22 protein-coding genes are annotated in these 20,747 nt (G+C 50.3%); 10 read left to right on the top strand and 12 right to left on the bottom strand.

The annotated features are described in order from the left end of the window. Nucleotides 1-10 precede the first annotated feature (10 nt). The gene (locus J2X61_RS09765; protein WP_274471072.1) at nucleotides 11-562 is read left to right on the top strand and encodes a superoxide dismutase family protein; all 552 of its coding nucleotides are present in this window, start codon (nucleotides 11-13) and stop codon (nucleotides 560-562) included. 22 nt (nucleotides 563-584) lie between these two features. Next, on the top strand, nucleotides 585-1,121 hold the full coding sequence (locus J2X61_RS09770) for a hypothetical protein (protein WP_274471074.1): 537 nt from the start codon (nucleotides 585-587) through the stop codon (nucleotides 1,119-1,121). Nucleotides 1,122-1,416: 295 nt separating this feature from the next. On the opposite strand, the gene J2X61_RS09775 is transcribed toward J2X61_RS09770, so the two are convergent. From J2X61_RS09775 to J2X61_RS09790, 4 genes are all read right to left on the bottom strand, one after another. Then, nucleotides 1,417-2,508 carry a Ger(x)C family spore germination protein gene (locus J2X61_RS09775; RefSeq protein ID WP_274471076.1) on the bottom strand — a complete coding sequence of 364 codons (1,092 nt, stop codon included), beginning with the start codon at nucleotides 2,506-2,508 and terminating at the stop codon, nucleotides 1,417-1,419. Then, nucleotides 2,505-3,581: a GerAB/ArcD/ProY family transporter gene (locus J2X61_RS09780; protein WP_274471077.1), complete on the bottom strand. Its 1,077-nt coding sequence runs from the start codon at nucleotides 3,579-3,581 to the stop codon at nucleotides 2,505-2,507. The genes J2X61_RS09775 and J2X61_RS09780 overlap by 4 nt, the downstream gene beginning before the upstream one ends. Before the next feature lie 34 nt (nucleotides 3,582-3,615). After that, nucleotides 3,616-4,926: a spore germination protein gene (locus tag J2X61_RS09785; protein ID WP_274471079.1), complete on the bottom strand. Its 1,311-nt coding sequence runs from the start codon at nucleotides 4,924-4,926 to the stop codon at nucleotides 3,616-3,618. A 385-nt stretch (nucleotides 4,927-5,311) separates the two neighbouring features. After that, the gene (locus tag J2X61_RS09790; RefSeq protein WP_274471080.1) at nucleotides 5,312-5,746 is read right to left on the bottom strand and encodes a CBS domain-containing protein; all 435 of its coding nucleotides are present in this window, start codon (nucleotides 5,744-5,746) and stop codon (nucleotides 5,312-5,314) included. A 96-nt stretch (nucleotides 5,747-5,842) separates the two neighbouring features. On the opposite strand from J2X61_RS09790, the gene J2X61_RS09795 reads away from it, so the two are divergent. Together J2X61_RS09795 and J2X61_RS09800 are read left to right on the top strand one after the other, a co-directional pair. Beyond that, entirely contained in the window at nucleotides 5,843-6,304 is a 462-nt protein-coding gene (locus J2X61_RS09795; RefSeq protein ID WP_274471081.1) for a divergent PAP2 family protein, read from the top strand. An 83-nt stretch (nucleotides 6,305-6,387) separates the two neighbouring features. After that, nucleotides 6,388-6,825 (top strand): GNAT family N-acetyltransferase, encoded by a 438-nt coding sequence (locus J2X61_RS09800; protein ID WP_274471083.1) that lies wholly within the window; start codon nucleotides 6,388-6,390, stop codon nucleotides 6,823-6,825. Between the two features lie 32 nt (nucleotides 6,826-6,857). On the opposite strand, the gene J2X61_RS09805 is transcribed toward J2X61_RS09800, so the two are convergent. After that, complete coding sequence (locus J2X61_RS09805) at nucleotides 6,858-8,450, bottom strand: ATP-binding protein (RefSeq protein WP_396135425.1); 1,593 nt, start codon at nucleotides 8,448-8,450, stop codon at nucleotides 6,858-6,860. Between the two features lie 159 nt (nucleotides 8,451-8,609). After that, the gene (locus J2X61_RS09810; protein ID WP_310187564.1) at nucleotides 8,610-9,365 is read right to left on the bottom strand and encodes an MBL fold metallo-hydrolase; all 756 of its coding nucleotides are present in this window, start codon (nucleotides 9,363-9,365) and stop codon (nucleotides 8,610-8,612) included. 121 nt (nucleotides 9,366-9,486) lie between these two features. Here J2X61_RS09810 and J2X61_RS09815 point away from each other — a divergent pair, with 121 nt between their 5' ends. From J2X61_RS09815 to J2X61_RS09825, 3 genes are all read left to right on the top strand, one after another. Continuing rightward, nucleotides 9,487-10,380 (top strand): alpha/beta hydrolase, encoded by an 894-nt coding sequence (locus J2X61_RS09815; protein WP_310187565.1) that lies wholly within the window; start codon nucleotides 9,487-9,489, stop codon nucleotides 10,378-10,380. Nucleotides 10,381-10,461: 81 nt separating this feature from the next. Further along, the gene (locus tag J2X61_RS09820; RefSeq protein ID WP_274471088.1) at nucleotides 10,462-11,082 is read left to right on the top strand and encodes a stalk domain-containing protein; all 621 of its coding nucleotides are present in this window, start codon (nucleotides 10,462-10,464) and stop codon (nucleotides 11,080-11,082) included. Between the two features lie 91 nt (nucleotides 11,083-11,173). Further along, nucleotides 11,174-11,485, top strand: a complete 312-nt coding sequence (locus tag J2X61_RS09825; protein WP_274471089.1) for a DUF1292 domain-containing protein — start codon at nucleotides 11,174-11,176, stop codon at nucleotides 11,483-11,485. 70 nt (nucleotides 11,486-11,555) lie between these two features. Here J2X61_RS09825 and J2X61_RS09830 read toward each other — a convergent pair whose 3' ends face one another. Together J2X61_RS09830 and J2X61_RS09835 are read right to left on the bottom strand one after the other, a co-directional pair. Further along, a complete protein-coding gene (locus J2X61_RS09830) occupies nucleotides 11,556-11,975 on the bottom strand; it encodes a DUF1885 family protein (protein ID WP_274471090.1) in 420 nt (139 codons plus the stop codon). A gap of 85 nt (nucleotides 11,976-12,060) precedes the next feature. Then, the gene (locus J2X61_RS09835) at nucleotides 12,061-13,530 is read right to left on the bottom strand and encodes an aminotransferase class I/II-fold pyridoxal phosphate-dependent enzyme (protein ID WP_274471092.1); all 1,470 of its coding nucleotides are present in this window, start codon (nucleotides 13,528-13,530) and stop codon (nucleotides 12,061-12,063) included. A gap of 171 nt (nucleotides 13,531-13,701) precedes the next feature. On the opposite strand from J2X61_RS09835, the gene J2X61_RS09840 reads away from it, so the two are divergent. Next, on the top strand, nucleotides 13,702-14,937 hold the full coding sequence (locus tag J2X61_RS09840) for an MFS transporter (RefSeq protein WP_310187569.1): 1,236 nt from the start codon (nucleotides 13,702-13,704) through the stop codon (nucleotides 14,935-14,937). Between the two features lie 34 nt (nucleotides 14,938-14,971). After that, nucleotides 14,972-16,144, top strand: coding sequence for an MFS transporter (locus J2X61_RS09845; RefSeq protein ID WP_274471094.1), 1,173 nt, complete (start codon nucleotides 14,972-14,974; stop codon nucleotides 16,142-16,144). A gap of 163 nt (nucleotides 16,145-16,307) precedes the next feature. On the opposite strand, the gene J2X61_RS09850 is transcribed toward J2X61_RS09845, so the two are convergent. Further along, on the bottom strand, nucleotides 16,308-16,994 hold the full coding sequence (locus J2X61_RS09850) for a hypothetical protein (RefSeq protein WP_274471096.1): 687 nt from the start codon (nucleotides 16,992-16,994) through the stop codon (nucleotides 16,308-16,310). Between the two features lie 115 nt (nucleotides 16,995-17,109). Beyond that, on the bottom strand, nucleotides 17,110-17,742 hold the full coding sequence (locus J2X61_RS09855; RefSeq protein ID WP_274471097.1) for a YktB family protein: 633 nt from the start codon (nucleotides 17,740-17,742) through the stop codon (nucleotides 17,110-17,112). Between the two features lie 198 nt (nucleotides 17,743-17,940). On the opposite strand from J2X61_RS09855, the gene J2X61_RS09860 reads away from it, so the two are divergent. Next, nucleotides 17,941-18,795: a stalk domain-containing protein gene (locus J2X61_RS09860; protein ID WP_310187741.1), complete on the top strand. Its 855-nt coding sequence runs from the start codon at nucleotides 17,941-17,943 to the stop codon at nucleotides 18,793-18,795. A 5-nt stretch (nucleotides 18,796-18,800) separates the two neighbouring features. Here the strand turns inward: J2X61_RS09860 and J2X61_RS09865 are convergent, their stop codons facing one another. Both J2X61_RS09865 and J2X61_RS09870 read right to left on the bottom strand, forming a co-directional pair. Then, nucleotides 18,801-19,463: a response regulator transcription factor gene (locus tag J2X61_RS09865; protein WP_310187572.1), complete on the bottom strand. Its 663-nt coding sequence runs from the start codon at nucleotides 19,461-19,463 to the stop codon at nucleotides 18,801-18,803. A gap of 27 nt (nucleotides 19,464-19,490) precedes the next feature. Continuing rightward, nucleotides 19,491-20,621: a sensor histidine kinase gene (locus J2X61_RS09870; protein ID WP_310187574.1), complete on the bottom strand. Its 1,131-nt coding sequence runs from the start codon at nucleotides 20,619-20,621 to the stop codon at nucleotides 19,491-19,493. Between the last annotated feature and the right edge of the window lie 126 nt (nucleotides 20,622-20,747).

Below are 20,747 nucleotides of genomic sequence, written 5' to 3' on the forward strand. Positions count from 1 at the left end.
ACTACACCTAATGAAATCTTTAGCGATGGTAATGACGGTAAGTGTAGGAGTGTTCATGCTGACAGGCTGTCAAAGCGTGAAAAGCGCGGCAACGACGGAAGCGGCTGCACCTCCGGCACCACTTCAGGTGACTTTGATCGGATCCAATGGCCAAAATGTCGGAACAGCACAATTGACTTCTGTTCAGGAAGGGGTACAGATCGACCTGCAAGTAAGCGGGTTAGCTCCAGGCCCCCATGGTTTTCATATTCACGAGAAATCATTGTGCGAAGCGCCTACCTTCGAAACGGCAGGAGCTCATTTCAATCCTGTGAAAAGAGAGCACGGCTTCCTGAATCCGAAAGGCGCGCATGCCGGCGATTTGCCTAATCTGATCGTGGACGAGCAGGGGAACGGCCGACTGAGTACGGTCACCAAAGCGGTAACGCTTCTTCCAGACAAAATAAATTCGTTGTATAAACAGGGAGGCACTTCTCTGGTCATTCATGAGAAAGCGGATGACCTGAAGACAGATCCGTCCGGTAATTCTGGAAAACGAATTGCATGCGGTGTCGTGAAATAAAGGAAGGAGCATTCTTCACAACATGATCAAAACACAAGATCTCAAGCTGCAGATGGATGAACTTACGAAGCAAAATGATTTGATGCTTATCGAGCTCGAGCAGGTCAAGAAAATGTTGTTAAGCGGCACTCAGGGTTCGCAGCACGCGCAAGGCGGTCAGAGCCAGCAGCAGGATTCCGGTAACCAGCAGTCGCAGCAGGAGCAGCAGACGCAGGACCAACAGCCGCAGGCACATTCACAAAGCCAAGCGCAAGGCCAAGACCAGGGTCAAGGTCAGAGGCAAAGTCCGTCCCAAAGCGGGCCAAGCGGTCAGGCGGCTGGTCAAAGCGGCTCAGGCGGGCAGCAAGTATCGGATTTGGCGAATGAGCTGCTTAAGATCAAAGATCTCGTTGAAAAGCTGGAGCAGAAAACATCGCAATACGTCAGCAGTCAAACGAGCAACGGGACGTTGAATGAGAAGGATGCCGTCAACTTGGTTCTGACCTTGATGAATGGCATGGTGGATTGGGCCAGTGAATTCGTATCGTCCAAAGCCTCCTCCAATGGACAATTGCAATAAAAGCAAAAAGAGCTGCGCTATCGCAGCTCTTTTTATATTTTGTCGAAATTCGCACAGGAAAAAGCCAATTTAATGGGAATAGGTTTTATTGATTCTTTAGGGGATTCGACAATATGCACTTATTTACAGATGAAAGATAGACCGATAAAGTAAAGAGGAGCTTAACTTAAAGAGACAAACCGTGGATGAGGTGTAGGTGTTATGAGAGAAATCGATATTCACCACCTGTTGGATCAACTTGGTATCCCGCCGTACGAATGGCAGCGTTGTCTGGCTATGCCGTCTTCCCCTCTGACTATTTCACAATTCCCACACCTTCAAGCTTCATCTGAATGTTCACTCGAAATTCGAGTTCCGGATAGAGCCCCTGCCATGTCCGCCACTCCTCATCGACCGAGCCGAAATGATGCGCGCGATAATCCAGTCCGAAACCCATAGGATCGAGATTCGCTTTTTGGAATTTTTCCAAGAGGTGCTTGATTTTCGCTTCCGTGAATTCACTGACTTCTTTCTCGTAAGTCGCCACCTGATGGGGATCGAGCGAGCCTAATGCGGATTCCTCAATAACTCCTCTCAATCTGATGTTCATATCCACGTAAGGCGGTGCGTCCTTAGGGGTATAAACCCGAAATTTGGATTTGATGTTATCTACCGAAACGAAAAAATTCTCTTCGCCCCCAACAGATTCCAATTCTACCTTGTTGATCGTGGCATTCATAATATTGAACAGCCGGGACTCATCGGCGCTTATCGTCAGCTTAGCGTTCTCTTTATCAAATACAATCGCTTTGTTAATGATATATTGATTGGACGTTGATTGAACGATGGGTAGGATCGGGTCGAGACCCCATTCTTTTTTTTTGCGATAGAAATCAAATAAATACTCGGATACCACGTAACCGGACTCCACCCCCGTGTTGCCGAAGCTTAGAAGCAGGGAGTTACCCGGCAGGCGCTCATGAGAGATTTGGGTCGATAGCACATCTTTGGCCGAAGGCTGCCCGGCCGCTACCCAGGATACAAGCTGGATATCCCTGCGCCGGTTCAGCCAGTCCATTTGATTGATACCGTATTCCTTCAGGAACGACTGCCCGAAAATAATCACTTTGGCATGGCCGAAGTCGAGCTCTTTATCGACCTTTGATTTCAGGAAGCGTACGGCTTCCGTGATCGAATTGGCATCTTGCGAGATGACTTCGTACTTGGCTGATCCCAAATCGAGATTGTTCCCCGGGATAGCCAGCTTAAGCGTAATTTCGTATTTCATATCAGGCTGATTCGACTTGTCAATGCCGAGCGCAACGACGAAGAACCGCCTGTCGATATCTTTGAATCCGCAGCCGCCGCATAAGCAGATCACAATGAAGATACATAGCAATCTTGTCACATCGTTTTCCTCCTAGCGAGAATGAACATCGTCAGGACCAAGACGATTTCAGAGGCGAAACGCAGGTCTAAATAAAATGTCGCCATGTCGAATAAAGATTCGTCGTTGAATTTCAAGCCGAGCAGGAAGGTGGCCAAACCCATTACGGCGAGCGTCACCCAGGAAAATAACGTTTTCCTCTTTAGCCGCGGAAATAATTCCTTGCAGAATTCAAAGCCGACATGCCAATGAATGAACGCACCGGCTAAGGAGATATTCGTGTAAAGCAGGATGAAGATAAACAGTACTCTTTCTACTAATCCGAATTCAACGCGCATGGAATCCGAGGCAGATATCCAAGGGTACAGGTATGTATTCACCGCTATTGTGCCATGGTAGCCAATTGGGATTAGAAAGCTCGTCAGCAGAACGAAAGTGCCTATAATCGGGATTGACCACAGGAAAGGTATTTTTTTGTGTGGATGCAGCAGCCGGTTGAAAATAACCAGGTTCGTATATCCGGTGAAAATATATGTACCCGCCGAAAGAGTATCCCATGTGGGCATATTCCAAATGTGCGTGACGATTTCCATGCCGGCATCGTAATCCATATATGTGTTCGTAATCGCCTTATACAGGACCCAGCCGATAATGGGGACATTCGTCAAGATCAGAATCTCCATGCAGTATAGAACACTGTCTGAGCTCAAACGGGCAATGAGGCCGACGACAACGATGAAAGCAAACACGATATACATGGAGGAAACGTCGGGATTGATATATTTCTTCGTAATTTCGCTGAATGCAATGAGAGTTAATGCACCGGCGAGAAACCACATGTGGATGAAGTAGATCAAAATCGTGAGTCTTACCCAACCCGGCGCATGGTCTTTCAAAATTTCCGGCAAGCCTTGTTGGGGGAATTGGCGAATGGATTTAACGAAAACGTAAAGCAAGGTAAACCCGATCGGAACGGATAAGACGATCGACATCATGCTGCCTTCAAACCTGTGAGTAAGCAGTACGCGGGGGACGAAGATAACGATGTTAGCCAGCATATTGAGGAAAACCAAGTAATAAAAATACCGGACCACGCTGCAACCCCCTTGCTTCGAATCGACGACGACGCTACTTACGGTAAAAATAAAGACGCAAATAAGGAACTCCGAAGCTTCTTAGATGAGTCATGTAGGCAATCATGCTGATTAGCCCAAGAACGACACCGGTAATGCCGAGCACTGATGCCATCAGAATGAGCGGATACTTCATGATTCGCATAGCGAAGCTCATTGAATTAATCGGAACGACAAAGTTGGAGATCGCAACCGTGGACACGATGATAATCATGATGTTGGAGATCAACCCGGCTGAGGTCGCAGCCTGTCCCAGAATAAGGCCGCCGACGGTCGTAGCGGTCGAGCCGACGGACTTCGGGAGGCGGATGCTTGCTTCCAGAAGCAATTCCATCAAGATCAGCATGAGCAGTACTTCAACGTATGCAGGATAGGGTACGGATGCGCGGCTGCCTGCGATGGATAAGGCTAGCTGAACACGGAATATTTCCGGATTATAGGCGGTTAGCGCCACATAGGACGCAGGCAGCACAAGACTGAGAAAGAGTGCGAGATACCTTAAATACACGAGAAAATAGCTGACTAAAGACATCTGGTAATTATCATCCATCGACGAATAGAAGTCGAAGAAGACGACGGGCATGATGAGAACGAATGGCGTCCCTTCCAGCAGTAAGATAACTTTGCCTTGGGATAAATTCACAATGGTCCTGTCCGGACGTTCCGTGGACACGAAGATTGGGAAAATCGTGAATTTCTGTTTGGTCAGAAAAAGGTGAAGCTCATTCACGGACTGCAGCGTATCGACTTTAATCTCGTCGATGGTTTGCTTGATCCGCTCAAGCACCTCATGATCAACCTGCAGATCGTCGTACAGAAGACAGAGTCTCGTTTTGGACAAACGTCCGATTTCACGAGATTCCACCCGTAACGAGTTGGTTTGATAACGGACCCGGATCAGGTTGATATTCGTATCGATATGCTCGCTGAAGGAGGTTTGCGGTCCCTGAATCGTCGCTTCCACCTGCGCGTCGCTAAGGGCAGCGGCTTTGATCTGTGCGGCATGGAAGAGCACGAAACGGTCTTCGATCATGACGGCCACATAACCGGCTGTAATTTTGCTCAGCGCATCGACATTGGATGCCGGCTTGCCGCTGCGTGGAAAGGACAGCAAATAATTCTCATATTCGTGAAGACTTTTCATATGGAAGAAGGGACTTATAATTTCGTCGCGGATGATATTGTTGTCGCAAACATTGGATATGAATAAGATCTCAGCTTCCAGTTCAGCGGAACGCATCGTGCGATGCTCCAAATCATCGGAAGGACCTAATTTGTCGAGCAACCATTGTTTATTCCGGTTCATCGCATCCAAGGATATCCTTCCTTTCTAAGCAAAGTTTTCCTCTTAGTGTGTCACCGGAAACAGCGGGCTATCCATGATTTAGCAGAGTGGCGGTTAATTCTATACCGGATAGGGGTATGATTGGGAATGAACGGATTTTGTGAAAGACATTTATTTCCGGAAGGGGGTTATGACGAATCAAGAAGCGGGCGATCCGTTCCTTGGGGGAACGGACCCATACTTCCACGGTACGATCGATGGGATCGTATCGATAAGGATCGTCAATTTGCCGTAGGATTGAAGCGAATTCGCGAGGAATGCAGACGGAACCGCTGTTCTGGATAAAGTGGATGACAATTGGAATATGGCAAGTGTCTGGTCTATATGTTCGGGAGGCTTAGCACCTTCACGGCCGCTCTCCCGCCGCGGAGGGGGATTTGAAATTGATTTGCTTGGCGCAGTATTCAATGATTTCGCTTCTGCGGACGATGCCGATGAATTTATCGGAGTCGTCGACGATCGGCACGAAGTTTTGCACTTTGGCCAGATCAATGAGATCGACCATGTCCGCATGAATGTGAACGGGCTTGTTTCGAACGCGCAGCGGTACTTCCGACAGGAGGTGGCGATGGGCATTCTCGAAGGTCACGCCTGCGGCATTTTTCAGAAACCATAAGAGATCCCCTTCGGTCACCGTGCCGACATAATGGCCGTCGTCCGAAAGAATCGGCACTGCGGTATAGCGATGATATTCCATCCGTTCAAGTGTTTGGCGAAGCGTTGTTTGTAACGTGGTTGTAATAACCTCGGATTTGGGCAGTAAGAAAAAAGCGATATTCATGTATCGCACTCCTTTCGAAAAGCAACATCTCTATTGTATCAAAAATCGCGAATAGAATCTAAACCTATGAAGGATGCTACAGGTGAGGTGAGCGCGATGAATCGAGCTTTAACGACCGCTTTGTTAGGAATTGGCACGGCGCAAGTCATGAAAATTCCGCTTGGCTATATCACGACAAGGAAATGGGATTGGTCGCAAATGTTCCAAACCGGAGGCATGCCAAGCTCGCATTCGGCAGGCGTCTCGGCGCTTGCGACCTATATCGCCATGAGAAGAGGGCTGTCAGCCATCGATTTCGCCGTAAGCTCCGTCTTCGGCGCCGTTGTTATGTACGATGCGATGGGGATTCGACGGGCAGCAGGGGAAATTGCCGTAGAAGTGAACGATCTCGATGAGCAGGTCGAGCGTCTGGCGAAGCAGCATCCAGGTTTATACCATGCCCGGAGGCGCAAAGCGCTGAAGGAACGGCTGGGGCATTTGCCGCGGGAAGTAGCCGGTGGAGCACTGTTGGGGGTTGCGATTGGGGCTTGCAGCTACTGGTTGGAAAAACGGAAATGAACAATGGTTAATTGTGGACAACCTTTCTGGAATGCGTTAAGATCAAAGAATGGTCTTAGTAAGGGAGAAGGGAAGAAGTTCACATGGAAATCATTCGCGTTACGACAGCCGATCAGCTGCAAGATTGCTTCAAAGTTCGTTTCAACGTGTTCGTCGACGAGCAGCAGGTGCCAGAGCATTTGGAAATGGACGAGAAGGATGAATCTCCTGAAGCCTGTCATCATTTTCTCATTGTAGACGGAGATCAGCCGGTAGCTGCTGCCCGTTGGTACGAATACGAACCCCGCACCGCCAAAATGCAGCGTATTGCCGTGCTGAAATCATATAGAGGGCAGTCCCTCGGCAAGCAAATTTTGTTAGCTATGGAACAGCAGGCTCGCGAGTTGAACTGCACGTCTTCCGTGCTGGACGCGCAGTGTCACGCGGAAGGCTTTTATAACAAGTTAGGGTATCAGGTTATCTCCAAGGAACCGTTCTATGATGCCGGCATATTACACGTCAGAATGAAGAAGCCGCTGTAACCAGCGGCTTTTTTTTTTGCTATTGCGACATTTTATGACTGCTGCTCCACAGATAACGGGAAGGTCATGATGAACCGGGTGCCTGTGCCGAGCTCACTTTCGACTTCGAGCGTGCCCTGATGGTCTTGAACGATTTTATAGCATATGGATAGTCCGAGACCGGTTCCGGTCTCTTTGGTTGTGAAGAAGGGGTGAAATATTTTCTCCAGCTGATCGCTCGGAATGCCGGGGCCATTGTCGGCGATCACGATCGTCGCCCTTTTGGAATCGCTGCTTAACTGCATTTGGATGACCCCGTTTTCTTCCATGGCTTCGCAAGCGTTCTTGATTAAATTGAGCAGCAATTGAATCATCTTGTCCTGATCCATGAGCATATGGGCCCCGTCCCCGGAATCGACGTAATGGATCTGGTGCCCGAAACGGGTCGCTTCCGACTCCATCAGAGCTATGACCTTCAGCATGCATTCATGAAGCGAATGTATCCGGAAATCGATGCTGTGCGGCTTCGAGAACTGCAGGAATTCCGCGGTCAAGTCGCTCATTCGGTTGATTTCATCCATAATGAGGCCGTACCAGTTCTCGATATTGTAACCGTTTGCTTTGGAAATTTGTAGAAATCCTTTGACTGTCGTCAGGGGATTGCGGATTTCATGCGCCATGCCGGACGCCAGCTCGCCGATAACTTTCAGTTTATCCGACCGCAGCATATGCTCTTCGCGTTTCAGCCAAGACTCGCGTTTCTTGATGAATAAGTTATGTTCGGCCATCAGGATCAGATCGTCCTTGTTGAGACCGTCCAGCGGGTAAGTAGCGATGCCGTAGGTGATCTGGATGCCGGTCAGCTTCGGCAGGTCGGAATCCAGCTTCAGCCTTAACGAGGCTGTCAAGCTCTGTTCCTGCACGAGCGGCATGACAACTGCGAATTCATCCCCGCCGTAACGAGCGATAAATAACGCTTCTTTGAATAATATTTGCAGAAGTTCGGCCATCTGTTTCAAAATAAAATTACCGGCTTGAAACCCGCGGCTCGTATTCATCGCTTTCAGATCCGTGCAATCGATCAGGATGAGCACGAGGCTTTGTTTCTGGCGGATAAGCTGTTCGAGCCGTCGATGCGATTCTTCGTAGTTGAAAAGGCCTGTGAGGGAATCCTGCTGGGAAATCAAGTAGCGTTCTTTCTTTAACCGGTCAGCTTGCTGGAGCGTGGAGAATGTCGTTTTGGTCAGCAGGGCGACCGTTGTGAAGTGCAGGACACTCTCCACCATATAGACCCAGAGCAGGTCATAGAAGCCTTTGATCAGGAACACGTTGCCAATGAAAATGAATGCGTAGGATGCAGTGAGCACCCACGATTTCTTGCGGTTTTCTTCCGTATAAATATCGTAGAAAAGCGTTAGTATGTAGAGGGGAAGGAGATAGCTCAAATGCCCGACATAATGCATACAACCGATAAGGAGCAGACGCAGCCAAGGCAGTGCGTTATGCTTGAACGGCAATCTGAGACTGATAATATAAAGCGAAAGAATGAGGAGCTGTAAAGGAAGGCTGATGCCCGTGTGTAAAATGTTGATATAAAGCATATATACAATTGCATAGGCACTAAGAATCCAATTGATAACCACCATATCATCTCCTGCATGTACCGATGTCCGTTTATACACCTCTGTGACATGTTCTCTGTCCGTTTACCAAATCCTGCTGAAGCCCGAAAAGATTAGGAAATAATCGCGGATAATCGCGAAAAAGAACCTAAGGGACTAGTCCCGAAGGTTCTGATGAAGTAGTTATGATTCCGGAAGCTCAAGAACCTCGTGCTGGCGAATAAATGTCATCCTGCCGGTCTTGCCGATGAACTCGTTCATGTTGTCGCTGTAATGCATAAGATATATGCGCTCTTGGACATGTTCAGGCAGTGTCAGCAGTTCCTCGAGTGTCGCATGAATAAATCCTTTGCCGCTTAATTGACAATCGTGCAAAATCGTATGACAATTGCGGTTGTCGACAACTTCCTGAAGGAGCAGATCTCTGTTGAAGCGGGTATCTGCGCTGTAAAATATTCGGCCGTTAATGAAAAGCGAATAATTAGGTTTCTCGGGGATATGGAGTGTAGGTATGTATTCGATCGTGAGCCCCGGACCGATTTCGTAAGGCTTATTTTCTTCTATAATAAGAACATGGAAGTAATCTTCAAGGGAGTTGAATCCGTCCGCGGGGTTATACATGCCGCCCTTCAACGTGTTCTCCCACAAAATATCGGCAATGGCCTTCGGGAGAAAGAGCTTTGTTTTCTTCCGGTTGCTCTCATATAATAATCGAAAGGCGATTTCTTCGAGCCCGCCGACATGGTCGGCATGTATATGCGAGATGACGATGCCGTCGATGTCGTCGGGCTTTATCTGAAGGTCGTGAAGCGATTTGGGCGTGGTGACGCCGCAATCGATGAGAACGTTCAACCCGTTTGAACGGACCAATGCGCTTGTATTATAAAATGTTTTGGCAAAGGCACTGCCGGTTCCCAACATTTGAATTTGCAAACTCATTCATCCGCCTCCATTTTTCGACAAAAAACATCTTTTTCTAATGTAGCACGGGAGCTTACCCATTTCAACTAAGTTTTCGTGAATAATTATCCATATAAGGGAAAAAGTGGTGACAATTCTAATGATATGGCTTATTCTTGCGGGATTTCTCTTTCTGATTCTTATCCTGTTAATAGGAGTTTCGACCTATGTAGGTTGGCAGCTGACTCATCCGAAACGCAAGCTCGTCGATGAGTCTCCGGAAACCTACGGCTTACGAGGGGAGGATGTATCCTTCCCGAGCCAATCCGCGGATGTCACGCTGGACGGGTGGTTCTTCCGTTCACCGGGCGCACCTGCGGGCAAGTCTGCGACGACGGTCATCATGGCTCACGGCTATGCCGGTACCCGGCTGGAGAAGGGGCTGCCTGCGTTAGCTTTGGCGAAGGCGATCGTGGACGGGGGCTACCACGTGCTGATGTTTGATTTCCGCAACTCCGGGAAGTCGGAAGGCCGTGTGACGACGGTCGGATATTTGGAGAAGCAGGATGTTCTTGGCGCCATCGCATGGGTGCATGCGAATGTCCCAAGCAAAGTTTGCTTATTAGGCTTCTCCATGGGCGGCAGTACGTCGCTCTTGGCCGCAGCGGAAGAGTCCTCCGTCCGGGGCGTTATCACCGACAGCGCATTCAGCCAGCTGAGTCCCTATCTGGAAGATAATTTGCCGGTCTGGTCGAAGCTGCCGAGATTCCCGTTCACTCCGCTCATCTTGAACATTCTGCCGAGATTGATCGGCGTTAATCCGCGTCAGGTCGATGCGCTGGCCGCCGTCGATCACATTTATCCGAGACCGATCCTGTTCATTCACAGCGAGGATGACGAGGCCATCCCGTGGTCGAACAGCGAGGGGATGTGGCGCCGGCATCCGGACACCTTCGAGCTGTGGCTGACGAAGAAAGCGGGACATGTGGGATCCTATCATTTGCAGCCGGAAGCTTACAAGAAGCGTGTTCTAGCTTTTTTATCAAAATTATAATTTCGACGCAACTCTTCCTGACCTTCGGAGTATAAAGATGCAGACACAAAGATTACTAACGAGAGCTGGAGGTTAATGAAGATGAAAGTAGTACAGCGGATATTTGCGTTGATGCTGGTGTTTTTCGTACTTAGCACGGCTGCAGTGGTAGCCTCATCGATATGGGGGGATTATAAGGGGTATAATATCGCTCGTCTCGTAGTGAACGATACGACGCAGGAATTCGGCGATTCCGACGTTCCGCCGCTCATTATGGACGGCAGCACCGTTCTGCCGCTGCGCGCCGTCAGCGATGCGCTGCAAGCTTTGGTGAAATGGGATAACGCCAACAAGACGGCGTACTTGTACAAACCGAACGTGCATTTATTCTTTACGACCGAGGTGCGCAAAGATTCCGCCATCGTTCCGTTCGGCGTCGTAGAACGAGGGAAACAAGCTGATTTCATCGTATTCGCACAGGTGGACAACTTGAAAACAAGCATTGATTCCGTGAGAGTATCCATTATCTCGCCAAGCGGCAAAAGCGTAGTTACGCCGGTGGTGAAAGCCATTACCGAATCCAAAGAATCGTTCTGGCTGAAAGTGCCGTTGTATGGCGTTTCTTTCGATGAGGCTGGAACGTACGTCGTGAAGTTTGCAATGAAGGCTGCAGGATCTAGCGATTATTCCGTCGTTTCCGAGAAGCAGATTCAATCCGAATAGGGTGGAAAACACAGGATCCGGTTTGACCTCTTTATATGAAAATGTTAGGATAATGACGTAACTAATTATTCGACGAAATGAGGTTCTGCCTGTGAGCGATGAGAAGCATGATCATGTACACGGCCCGGACTGTGACCACGATCACGAGCATGGGGAAGATGTTTTTATCGTAACGGACGAGAACGGTGTAGAGCACGAGATGGTTATGGTATATACCTTCCAATCTCAAGAGCAAGCATATGCTGTATTGCTCGATCGCAATGATCCTGAAGCTGACGGTGTTATTTTCCGTGTTGAAGAAGAAGGCGACGACGCCTACCTGGTCAACATTGAGAATGAAGAGGAATGGGAACGCGTAGTGACTATTTACAACGAAATCGTAGCTCAAGAGGGCGAAGAATAAGCACTATACATAAGGAAGGGCTGCCCCTTTAGTAGAATTTCTACTAGGGGGCAGCCCTTCGCTATTTCATTCATTTGCGCGGATTGAAATACATGATTCTGCCGTTGAATAGATGAAGTTCGGCCTTCAGCAGCTTCCCGAGGTACTTGCAGAACTCGTTGCCCTTACTCTTGTCGCCATGGGTAGCGTCGTCGGGTAGAACGACTTGAACGTAGTGCCGCTCTTCGTCTTGATGCTTCTCCGTGCCAACGCCAATCACCATATATTTGTACAGGGGATTGATGCCTTTCAGGTAGAACCACTTGCCTTCGCCCTCGGCCTTCGTCTCAATCGTATAAGGGAATCCGGCTTCGTCATATTCCCAGCCAAGCTGCTTGGCTGTCAGACTGAGCTGTTCTCGGTAATGCAAAAGCTTCTCCTTGATTTCATTCAAGGTGAGTGCGGTTACTGCGGAGCCTGTTACGAATTTAATATAAGCGCTTTGAGCCATTGCTTGTTCACCTCATTCGCTAAACATCACCAACATCATAGCATCATGTAAACGGTTTTACAATATATGCCTGCACGAAAACGGTCTAGAAAATCGCTTGCGTCTCCACGATCACTTTGACATTCTGCACGCTGCGGTCTTCAGGTCCTTTCACTGGCAGACCAACCTCCACATGCTCGACAATGTAGTCGATGAGCTCCTGGGTAATGACTTCACCGGGGAGCAGAATCGGAATGCCCGGCGGATAGACGTAAATAAACTCGGCGATGATGCGGTCCGCAGATTCCTTGAAAGGCAGCACTTCGGTTTCCCCGTAGAAAGCGTCCCGTGGCGTCAGCGTCAATTGCGGGATGGCCGGAACTTTAATGACGACCTCTTTGACTTCAGCGACGTCGTCGTTGATGTGCGACAGCTCGCGCAGAGCCGTCAGCAGAGTTTCGATGTTTTCCGGCGTATCGCCCGGTGTGATGAGGCACAGGATGTTGTACATGTCGCTCATCTCAACTTCGATATTGTAATGTTCGCGAAGCCAGTTCTCGACTTCGAAGCCTGTGACGCCGAGCTTGCGCACATGTACGCAAATTTTGGTCGGATCATAAGTGAAGGTTGCTTCCTCGCCCAGGATCTCCTCCCCGAAGCAGTACAAATTCGGAATTTCATTAATCTGTTTCCTTGTATACTGCGCCAGCGCGATGGTGCGCTCAGCCATTTCGTACCCGTTCAAGGCAAGATGACGGCGTGCCGTATCCAGCGAAGCGAGCAAAATGTATGACGTAGAAGTCGTTGTGAGCATGGAGATGATCGTCTGAATCCGCTTCGGGTTCACGCGGCTGCCTTTCACGTTCAGCACGGAGCTCTGCGTCATGGAACCGCCAAGTTTATGTACGCTGGTGGCCGCCATATCGGCGCCTGCTTCCATCGCGGACATCGGCAGTTTATCATGGAAATGAATCAACACGCCATGCGCTTCATCGACGAGCACAGGCATGTTATAGCTGTGAACGAGGTCGACGATCTCTTTGAGATTGGTACATACGCCATAATACGTCGGATTGATGACGAGAACCGCTTTGGCGTCAGGGTGCTTCTCAAGCGCTCTGCGCACAGACCGTGTCGGAATGCCGTGATCGATCCCCAGGTTCTTGTCGCGGGCCGGTTGAATGAAAACAGGCTTGGCGCCGACGAAAATGATCGCGGCAAGCACGGACTTATGTACATTCCTCGGAACGATAATTTTATCGCCTTCCGAGCATACCGTCATAATCATCGTCATGATTGCTCCGCTTGTCCCTTGCACCGAGAAAAACGTATAATCGGCGCCATAGGCGTCCGCAGCGAGCTTCTGGGCTTCCTCGATGACGCCCATCGGTTGATGGAGATCATCCAGCGGTGCTATATTGATGAGATCGATGGACAGGGCGTTGTCCCCGATAAAGGAACGGAACTCCGGGTCCATGCCGACCCCTTTTTTATGGCCAGGAATGTGGAACTGAATCGGATTTCTTTCTGCATGCTTCTGCAATGCATCGAACAGGGGGGTACGGGTATGATCCACCTGATTATCGCTTCCCTTCTCTCGTGGATTGCTTGTCGAAAGTTGCAACAAACAAAATGAGTATATCAAACTAGAGATTTCATGCAAGTTAATTTTTTAAAAAATAGTTTGTGCCAATTGCGGCAAAACTAACAGTACTTGCTAAAAAATGCCCGAATAAGGAGCAATCTGATGAAATGGATGCATAAATGGCAGGGTCAACGGATGTTTTCTCCGTTCGTCATCGAGCTGCTGGTCATTATGTTCATCGTGGAATTCGTGAAAGGCGCGCTGCTGATCACGATCTTACCGGTCTATATGAAAACCGGGCTGGGCGCATCGGCTTTCATTATCGGCTGGACGCTTGCCGCTCAATATATAGGAGACAATGTGCTGCGAACGCCTGTCGGTTGGATCATTGATAAGTTGGGTTACCGGACGACGATGCTGACGGGGGTGCTTCTGACCTTCATCTCCGTCATCATCATGGCGACGGCTTCTCAATATATATGGATGATTGCCGGCTGCGCGCTGCTCGGCTTCGGCACGGCTCCGCTGTGGCCCTGCGTGATTACGGGAACGACGGAAGTGGCGGGCGAAGAGGGCAAAGCGACGATTATGAGCGTCGTCTATATGGCTTGGCTGTCCGGTGTCGGACTGGGGCCGGTAGCGATTAATTTTTTCGTCGGCGAGAATGCGTACGGCACCGCCTTTCGGTTATTGATCGTCTGCATGACCGTGGTCGTGCTCGTGGCCTTAATGCTGCCGAGGAAGAAGGCGGCCGAGAAGGCGGCGGTGCATGGCGCTGCCCATAAAGAGCCGCTGTTGAAGCGGGTCTCCACCTATCTCCATGAAGTCAAGCGCTCGATATCGGTAAGTCCGCTCATGTTCCCGGCGATGTTCGCACAGACCTTCGCTTTAGGCATTTTGACGCCCATTCTCACCTTATATGCGAAAGATGTGCTTAAGCTTTCATCCTTAGAATACAGCATGTTCCTGGTGGCGGGCGGCGCCGTAACGGTCATTTGCTTGATTCCGATGGGCAAAATGGTGGACAGGCTCGGCATACGCCCGTTTCTGATCGCCGGCTTCGCGATGAGTGCAGCCGCACTGCTGCTGTTTACCTATACGGCGAGTATGGCCATGCTGTATGTATGGGTTGCCTTGCTCGGTATCGGCTACGCGTTCATTATTCCATCCTGGAACGCCCTTATTGCATCGGCGATTCCGCCGGAGAAGAGGGGGGCGGTGTGGGGCTTTTTCTTGACGATCGAGGGACTTGGCATGATTATCGGGCCGATCGTATCCGGCAAATTGTGGGATGTATATGGGTATCATGCACCTTTCCTGATGAGCGGGGCCGTCTTGATCGGGCTGCTTGTTCTTCAAATGTTCATTTCCATCCCCAAAAAAGGTGTGGTACGATAAGGGAAAATGTTTGATTTGGAGGCTCGCAAGCATCATGAAAAAACAGATCGGGATCATCATGCTGTTATTGATGACCATTTTCGTTGGCTTCGGTATTATTATCCCCGTATTGCCCGAGGTGGTGAAAGGGGCCGGTTCCGAGTATCATAACGCTTTGCTGTTATCGGTCTACTCAGCGGCTTCTTTCCTTATGTCGCCGATATGGGGGGCTGTCTCGGACCGCATCGGACGCAGGCCGATTATCTTAATTGGACTACTCGGATTCAGCGTCAGCTTCCTCATTTTCGGCTTCGCTGACGGTCATCTCTGGATTATGTATGTGTCACGGATTCTTGGCGGGCTTTTCTCGGGTGCCGCAACCGCCTGTGCCGTCGCTTATGTCGCGGACATTACAACGGCTGAGAACCGCACGAAGGGCATGGGCATGGTCGGCATGTCCATTGGCTTGGGGTTCATCTTCGGCCCGGCCATTGGGGGCATTCTAAGCCGCTGGGGGACGTACTTACCGTTCTTCGCCGCCTCGGCGCTGGCTTTCGCTTCATTCCTGTTCGCTTTCGTCATCTTGAAGGAATCGTTAGCGCCGGAGAAGAGGTCTTCCGTGAAGGAGAAAGCCCCTTCGAGATGGACCGCTTTCTCCGGTGCATCCAAGTATTTGTACGTGCTTTCCTTCTTCGTCTCGTTCACGCTGGCCGGATTGGAAGCGACGCTGCAATACTATCAGATGGACAAGATCGGCGCAACGCCGTTTGATATCGGCATGATGTTCCTCGCCAGCGGCATCGTCGGCGCCCTCATCCAGGGCGGTGTCGTCCGCCGTCTGGTGAAGCAAGGCGCCGAGCAACGGGTGATCGGCATCGGGCTCGTGCTGTCGGCAGCAGGCTTCTTCCTGCTGCTGTACTCCAGCAGCGTGGTGACCGCTGCGATTTACTTGTCCGTGTTCGGCGCGGGCAACGCGCTGATTCGCCCTTGTGTGACGTCGCTGATTACTCAGCGGACGAAGGTCGGCCAGGGCGTGGCAACAGGCCTCAGCTCCTCCATGGACAGTCTGGGCCGCATCGCCGGCCCGCTGCTCGGAGGAGCGGTGTTCGCCATCGCGCATTCGCTGCCATTTATTATCGGCGGCGTGCTGTGCCTGGCCGCCATTCTGCTGCTGCAGCGCTTCGTACTCGTCGACCGCCAGACGCGGAGCCAGCAGCAAACGGCATAATAGAAAGCTGTACACGGATCTTTCCCAAGGGGAAGCCAAGTGTACAGCTTTTTTTTTTTGGCCTTTGCGCGGCCGCCGCACCGGTCCTACTCCCCCGGCGCCGAAACAACAAAAGACTGCCCCGCCGTCATCTCAGATGACAGCGGAGCAGTCTTTCGCGCAATTACTTCGCTTTCGCGTCTTTCTTGTGATCCACCCACTTCTCGATGGAAGGGGTTAGCTGATCTTTAATGGACGCGACAAGCTTGTCCTTGGAGATGCCTTTCGCTTGAGCGATTTCTGCCAGCGATTTGCCTGAGCGCAGCTGGGCGTGCAGCTCGTCCTTGCTTAAACCGAGCGTTTGGGCCAGCTTGTCGGTGTCCGGCTTCAAACCGAACCGGTGCCCTTTGCCTTTGGCATGGCCGTCGAGCAGATTCTTCTCGTTGAGGATGAATTTCAAGTGCTCGCCGAGCTTCTGCTTCATATGCTCGCCTTGGTCGGCCGTCAGCTTGCCGTCTTTCACGGCGGCATCGATCTTGCCGGTCCGGAGCTGCTGGAGCTTGGCCGTCAAATCCGCTTCGCTCACGCCTTTGTCAGCGGCCGCTTCCACGATGCTTTTGCCGCTCTTGAGCGATTTGACGAGCACATCCTTCTCCACGCCGATCACGGTGGCGGATTCCTCGATGATCGGCCATTTGCGGCCGTGATGGCCGCCGGCTTTCTCATCTCCTTGCTGGACGGAGACGATCTCCTCCGGATCGAGAGACGGCTCCTGCGCGGAGACGGATAGCGAAGGAAGCACGCTTGCGCCCAGAATGAACGAGAGGGCCGTCGTGGTTACGAGAAACTTTTTCATAGAAGACTGTTTCATCTAGGTAGGACCTCCTTTCCCGGTAAATGGGAATTACAGGATATAGTCTGCGCAGGAGGCCTTCATTTTAGTTTAAATAAAGCTTAGTTTTACATAAAAATTTCCTTAATTTTACTTAGGTTGCATCTACAGCCAGTTGATACAGCGGAATGAGCTTCTCGAAGGTTGTCTTGACCAATTCTTCGAACTCGGCGGGCTTAGCCAGTACCTTGTCTTGGACATACAAGTTGCGGCCGATCAACAGCTCCGCTTTCTTCACGTCGCGGAAACGGGTTAGCGCCTCCGTCCAGCCGGTAGTGTCCAATTCCGCCACAGGGGTGACGTCTTTCTTCATATGGTCGAACGAAAGGACGAAATCGGACGGAATCTCCTTCCGGATACGATCGATTTGATTCATGTAGGCGGTGGCGATATTGCTTTTGTTCGGAAGCTCGTAAATCAGAGCCAGCCAAACGAAGACGCGGTCATCGAACAGGCCGACCTGAAAGTGGGGAACTTGCTTGTAGCCCCGTTTGTTCGGGCAAATAGCCATCCACGTATCGACCGGCGGATTAATTTTGCGGCGCAAATGTTTGGCGATGTGCAAGAACATCTCGGTTCCGGTGTGAAGGGAGAGATCCTGGGTCAAGGAATCGCCCAGTGCTTTGAATTTAGGCTGGATGCGTTCGCGGATCGCTTCCATCCGGCCATCCAGACCTTCTATCGCAAAGGTATCGAAATCATGCTGGGTAAACCCGGTAAAACTCATGGTTAATATGCCTCATTTCACTTGCGTTTTTCAATTATTGTAGTTTAATTCAGTGATCCCTGCAACGATTTACAAGTTTCGCAGGAAAATAGTAGGAATAAGGTCTCATTTTGTCTAAAAAAGCAGGAAAAAATAGGACTTTGCCGAAATGAATGAACATGCAGATATAGAGAAGAGAGGAGAGATTCCGCATTGAAAATGAAAAAAGGGTTCAAAATCTCAATCCTGGGCGTTTTGATGGGTACCTGTTTTACAGCCGGCGTCTATGCGCAGGATGTGCTTGAACGCGTAGACGCCTATTTAAGAAAAGACTTTCATGTTGTCGTAGCGGGACAGCAGGTCAATCTGGCCAATCCGCCGCTCATCTACAACAATGCAAGCTATCTGCCGGTCAAAGAGCTGGGAACCTATCTGGGCGCCGTGGTGAATTGGCAGGACAGCACCAAAACGATTTATATCAATCCCCGCGTCAGTTCGCTGCAGCCTTCCGAAGGAAACGAAACGAATTACACGGACATTGTCTTTCAATATCCTTATGTGCAATATTTTGACTATCTCGGAGGCACGTATCCGGTCTTGACGAATTCGACGGAGACCACGTATTACAGGCTGGCGGATGTGGAGCGCATGGGCGTGAAGACGGCAGGCCTGCGCAAAGCGAAGGAGAAGTATACGGAGGAAGTTTACGTTAGCGAGGAAGAGTTGAAGAAGGTTTGGGGGAGCCAGCCGCCGCAACTGTCGTATTCGAATTACGGCACAGTTCCTGTGACTGGCGAGAAGGATCCTGCCATACTGAAAACACTTCAGAACTATGTCGAAGACTTCCGGTTCTATGAAATCGATAAAGTGCCGTATATGACAAGCCCGATTGTCATCGATGCGCTGCCAGAACTTCATACATATAGTTATTTGTTCGTTGAGAACGGGCATTATTACCGGACGACCCTGAGGCTGACCGAGGTCACCAACAACAATAACAGTAATAATGAGCCCACCTACGTTGTAGGAAGCTCATCCAAAGAGGATATTCAAGTAGAGAAAATCCGTAATTAACGAAGTCAGCTGCCTGAACGGGATTGTTTCTTCAGATAAAAAATGGCGATCTGCGTCCGGTCCCGCAAATTCAGCTTGCTCAAAATTTCGGTGATATAATTTTTAACCGTCCCTTCGCTCAGGAACAATTCCTGGGCGATTTCTTTGTTGGACAAGCCTTCGGCGATTTTCTCGACAACGGCTTGTTCGCTCGCCGTAAGCCCGTACTCGCGCAGAGGCGCCGGCGCCGGAACGTGGGGGGGAGGGCTTGGCGAGATGAAGGTTGTCAATTTCTTGGCGATGTCGGGATGGATGAGGAGATTGCCCTGATCGACGGTTTTGATGCCCTGAATAATCCGGTCCGGTGAAATGTTTTTCAGCAGATAACCGCTGGCTCCGGCCCGCAGTGCCTGGACGATAAACTCATCGTCGTCGAATGTAGTTAGGATCAGGATCGATACTTCAGGCTTCGCTTGTTTGATTTTCAGCGTACCCTGCACACCGTCGCAAACGGGCATGCGAATGTCCATGAGGACCACATCGACTTGCGCTCCGCTCTGTACATAGGCAAGGGCTTCATCGCCATGCGTGCAGGTGCCGACTACCGTGATCTCTTCGTCCAGTCCGATAATTAATTTCAAGCTTTCGCGAATGAATGGATCGTCGTCCGTAATCAGGACATGAATCATGCTGGTTCATTCCTCTCTGTTAATCGTTTAAGTTTGGCGGAAAGTCGGGAGAATCGTCGTCACGGTGAAAGGCAAGGAATTGCTGCTCACGAGCAGCTGACCGCCGATCACTTTGCTGCGCTCCTCCATGCCGCTCATGCCGAGTCCTTTGGCGGTTTGGCCGGAAGGGAGGCCGCCGTTGTTGGACACGCTCATCGTGACTTGCTTGCGTTCATAAGTTAATTGAATCCAGACGGTAGTCGCCCCGCCGTGACGAATCGCATTCGTGATGGCTTCTTGGGCGTTCCGGTAAAGAATGAAAGCGAGACTCGGGTACAGCACATAAGGCAAGCCTTGGACGTCAACCTCGACGGTAATGCCGTTATCCTTCGTCAATCCTTCGATCAGCCGGCTGAGGGTGAACGATTGCATCGAATCGTCGTCAGGCTTCAATTTGCGTACCGTCGCCCGCAGAAGCTCCATACTGTCGGTTAATTGATCCCGAACGGAGGTTAACATCTCCATACCTTTGTCCATCTGGGTCGGCATAATTCTCAGCCCGGCTTCCATCATCATTTTCAGCCGGATCAATTGATGCCCGAGATCGTCGTGAATGTCACGGGAGATACGGTTCCGCTCATCCATCTGCGCGATATTTTCCACCTGCTTGGCATAGTCGAGCAACTGCATGCGAGCTTCATCGAGCTCATAATGCTGTTTGCGAAGCTGGTCGTATAGAAGCTCGATATCGACTTTATTGCGCTCGATACGGTGCATATGAACGAGCAGCAAGGCGAGAGCCAGGAAGAAGAGATTCGCCATCACATAATCGGCGCCGGATTGACCTTGCAGGCTAAGGTTCAGCAGAACGAGCTGCAAGCCCATGAACGGTCTGCGGTAGCTGGGATGAGCAGCAGGTTGATAGGACAGAAGCGTAGAGAGAAAAGTAACGAACAGCAAGCCGTCGAACGTATAAGTCATCCAAGCGCCGTACCCGATTTCGATCAGCAGCATCCATACGGCCCTTCTCAGAATAGTTCTGCGCAGTTGAGCGATCCACAGGAACAGAAGCACATAGAACACGTAAGCCCCGACGGACGAATAATCTTCCAAATACATCGAGGCAATGCCTGGAACGATTATGAATAAGTAGCGGGTTATTGGAAGTAATTGGATCAAGGGTTTTCCATCCTTTGCTAGCTTGTATCCAAATTATAGCACAGCCTGCCGGCGGGTTTACATGCCCCAAATGACGTTATGACTTAAGTCACCTTGGCATCATGACGAAATCTACCTGCAGCGGCT

Origin of the sequence: Bacillus sp. 3255 (genome assembly GCF_031456485.1) — a bacterium.
Lineage (GTDB): Bacteria > Bacillota > Bacilli > Paenibacillales > NBRC-103111 > Paenibacillus_E.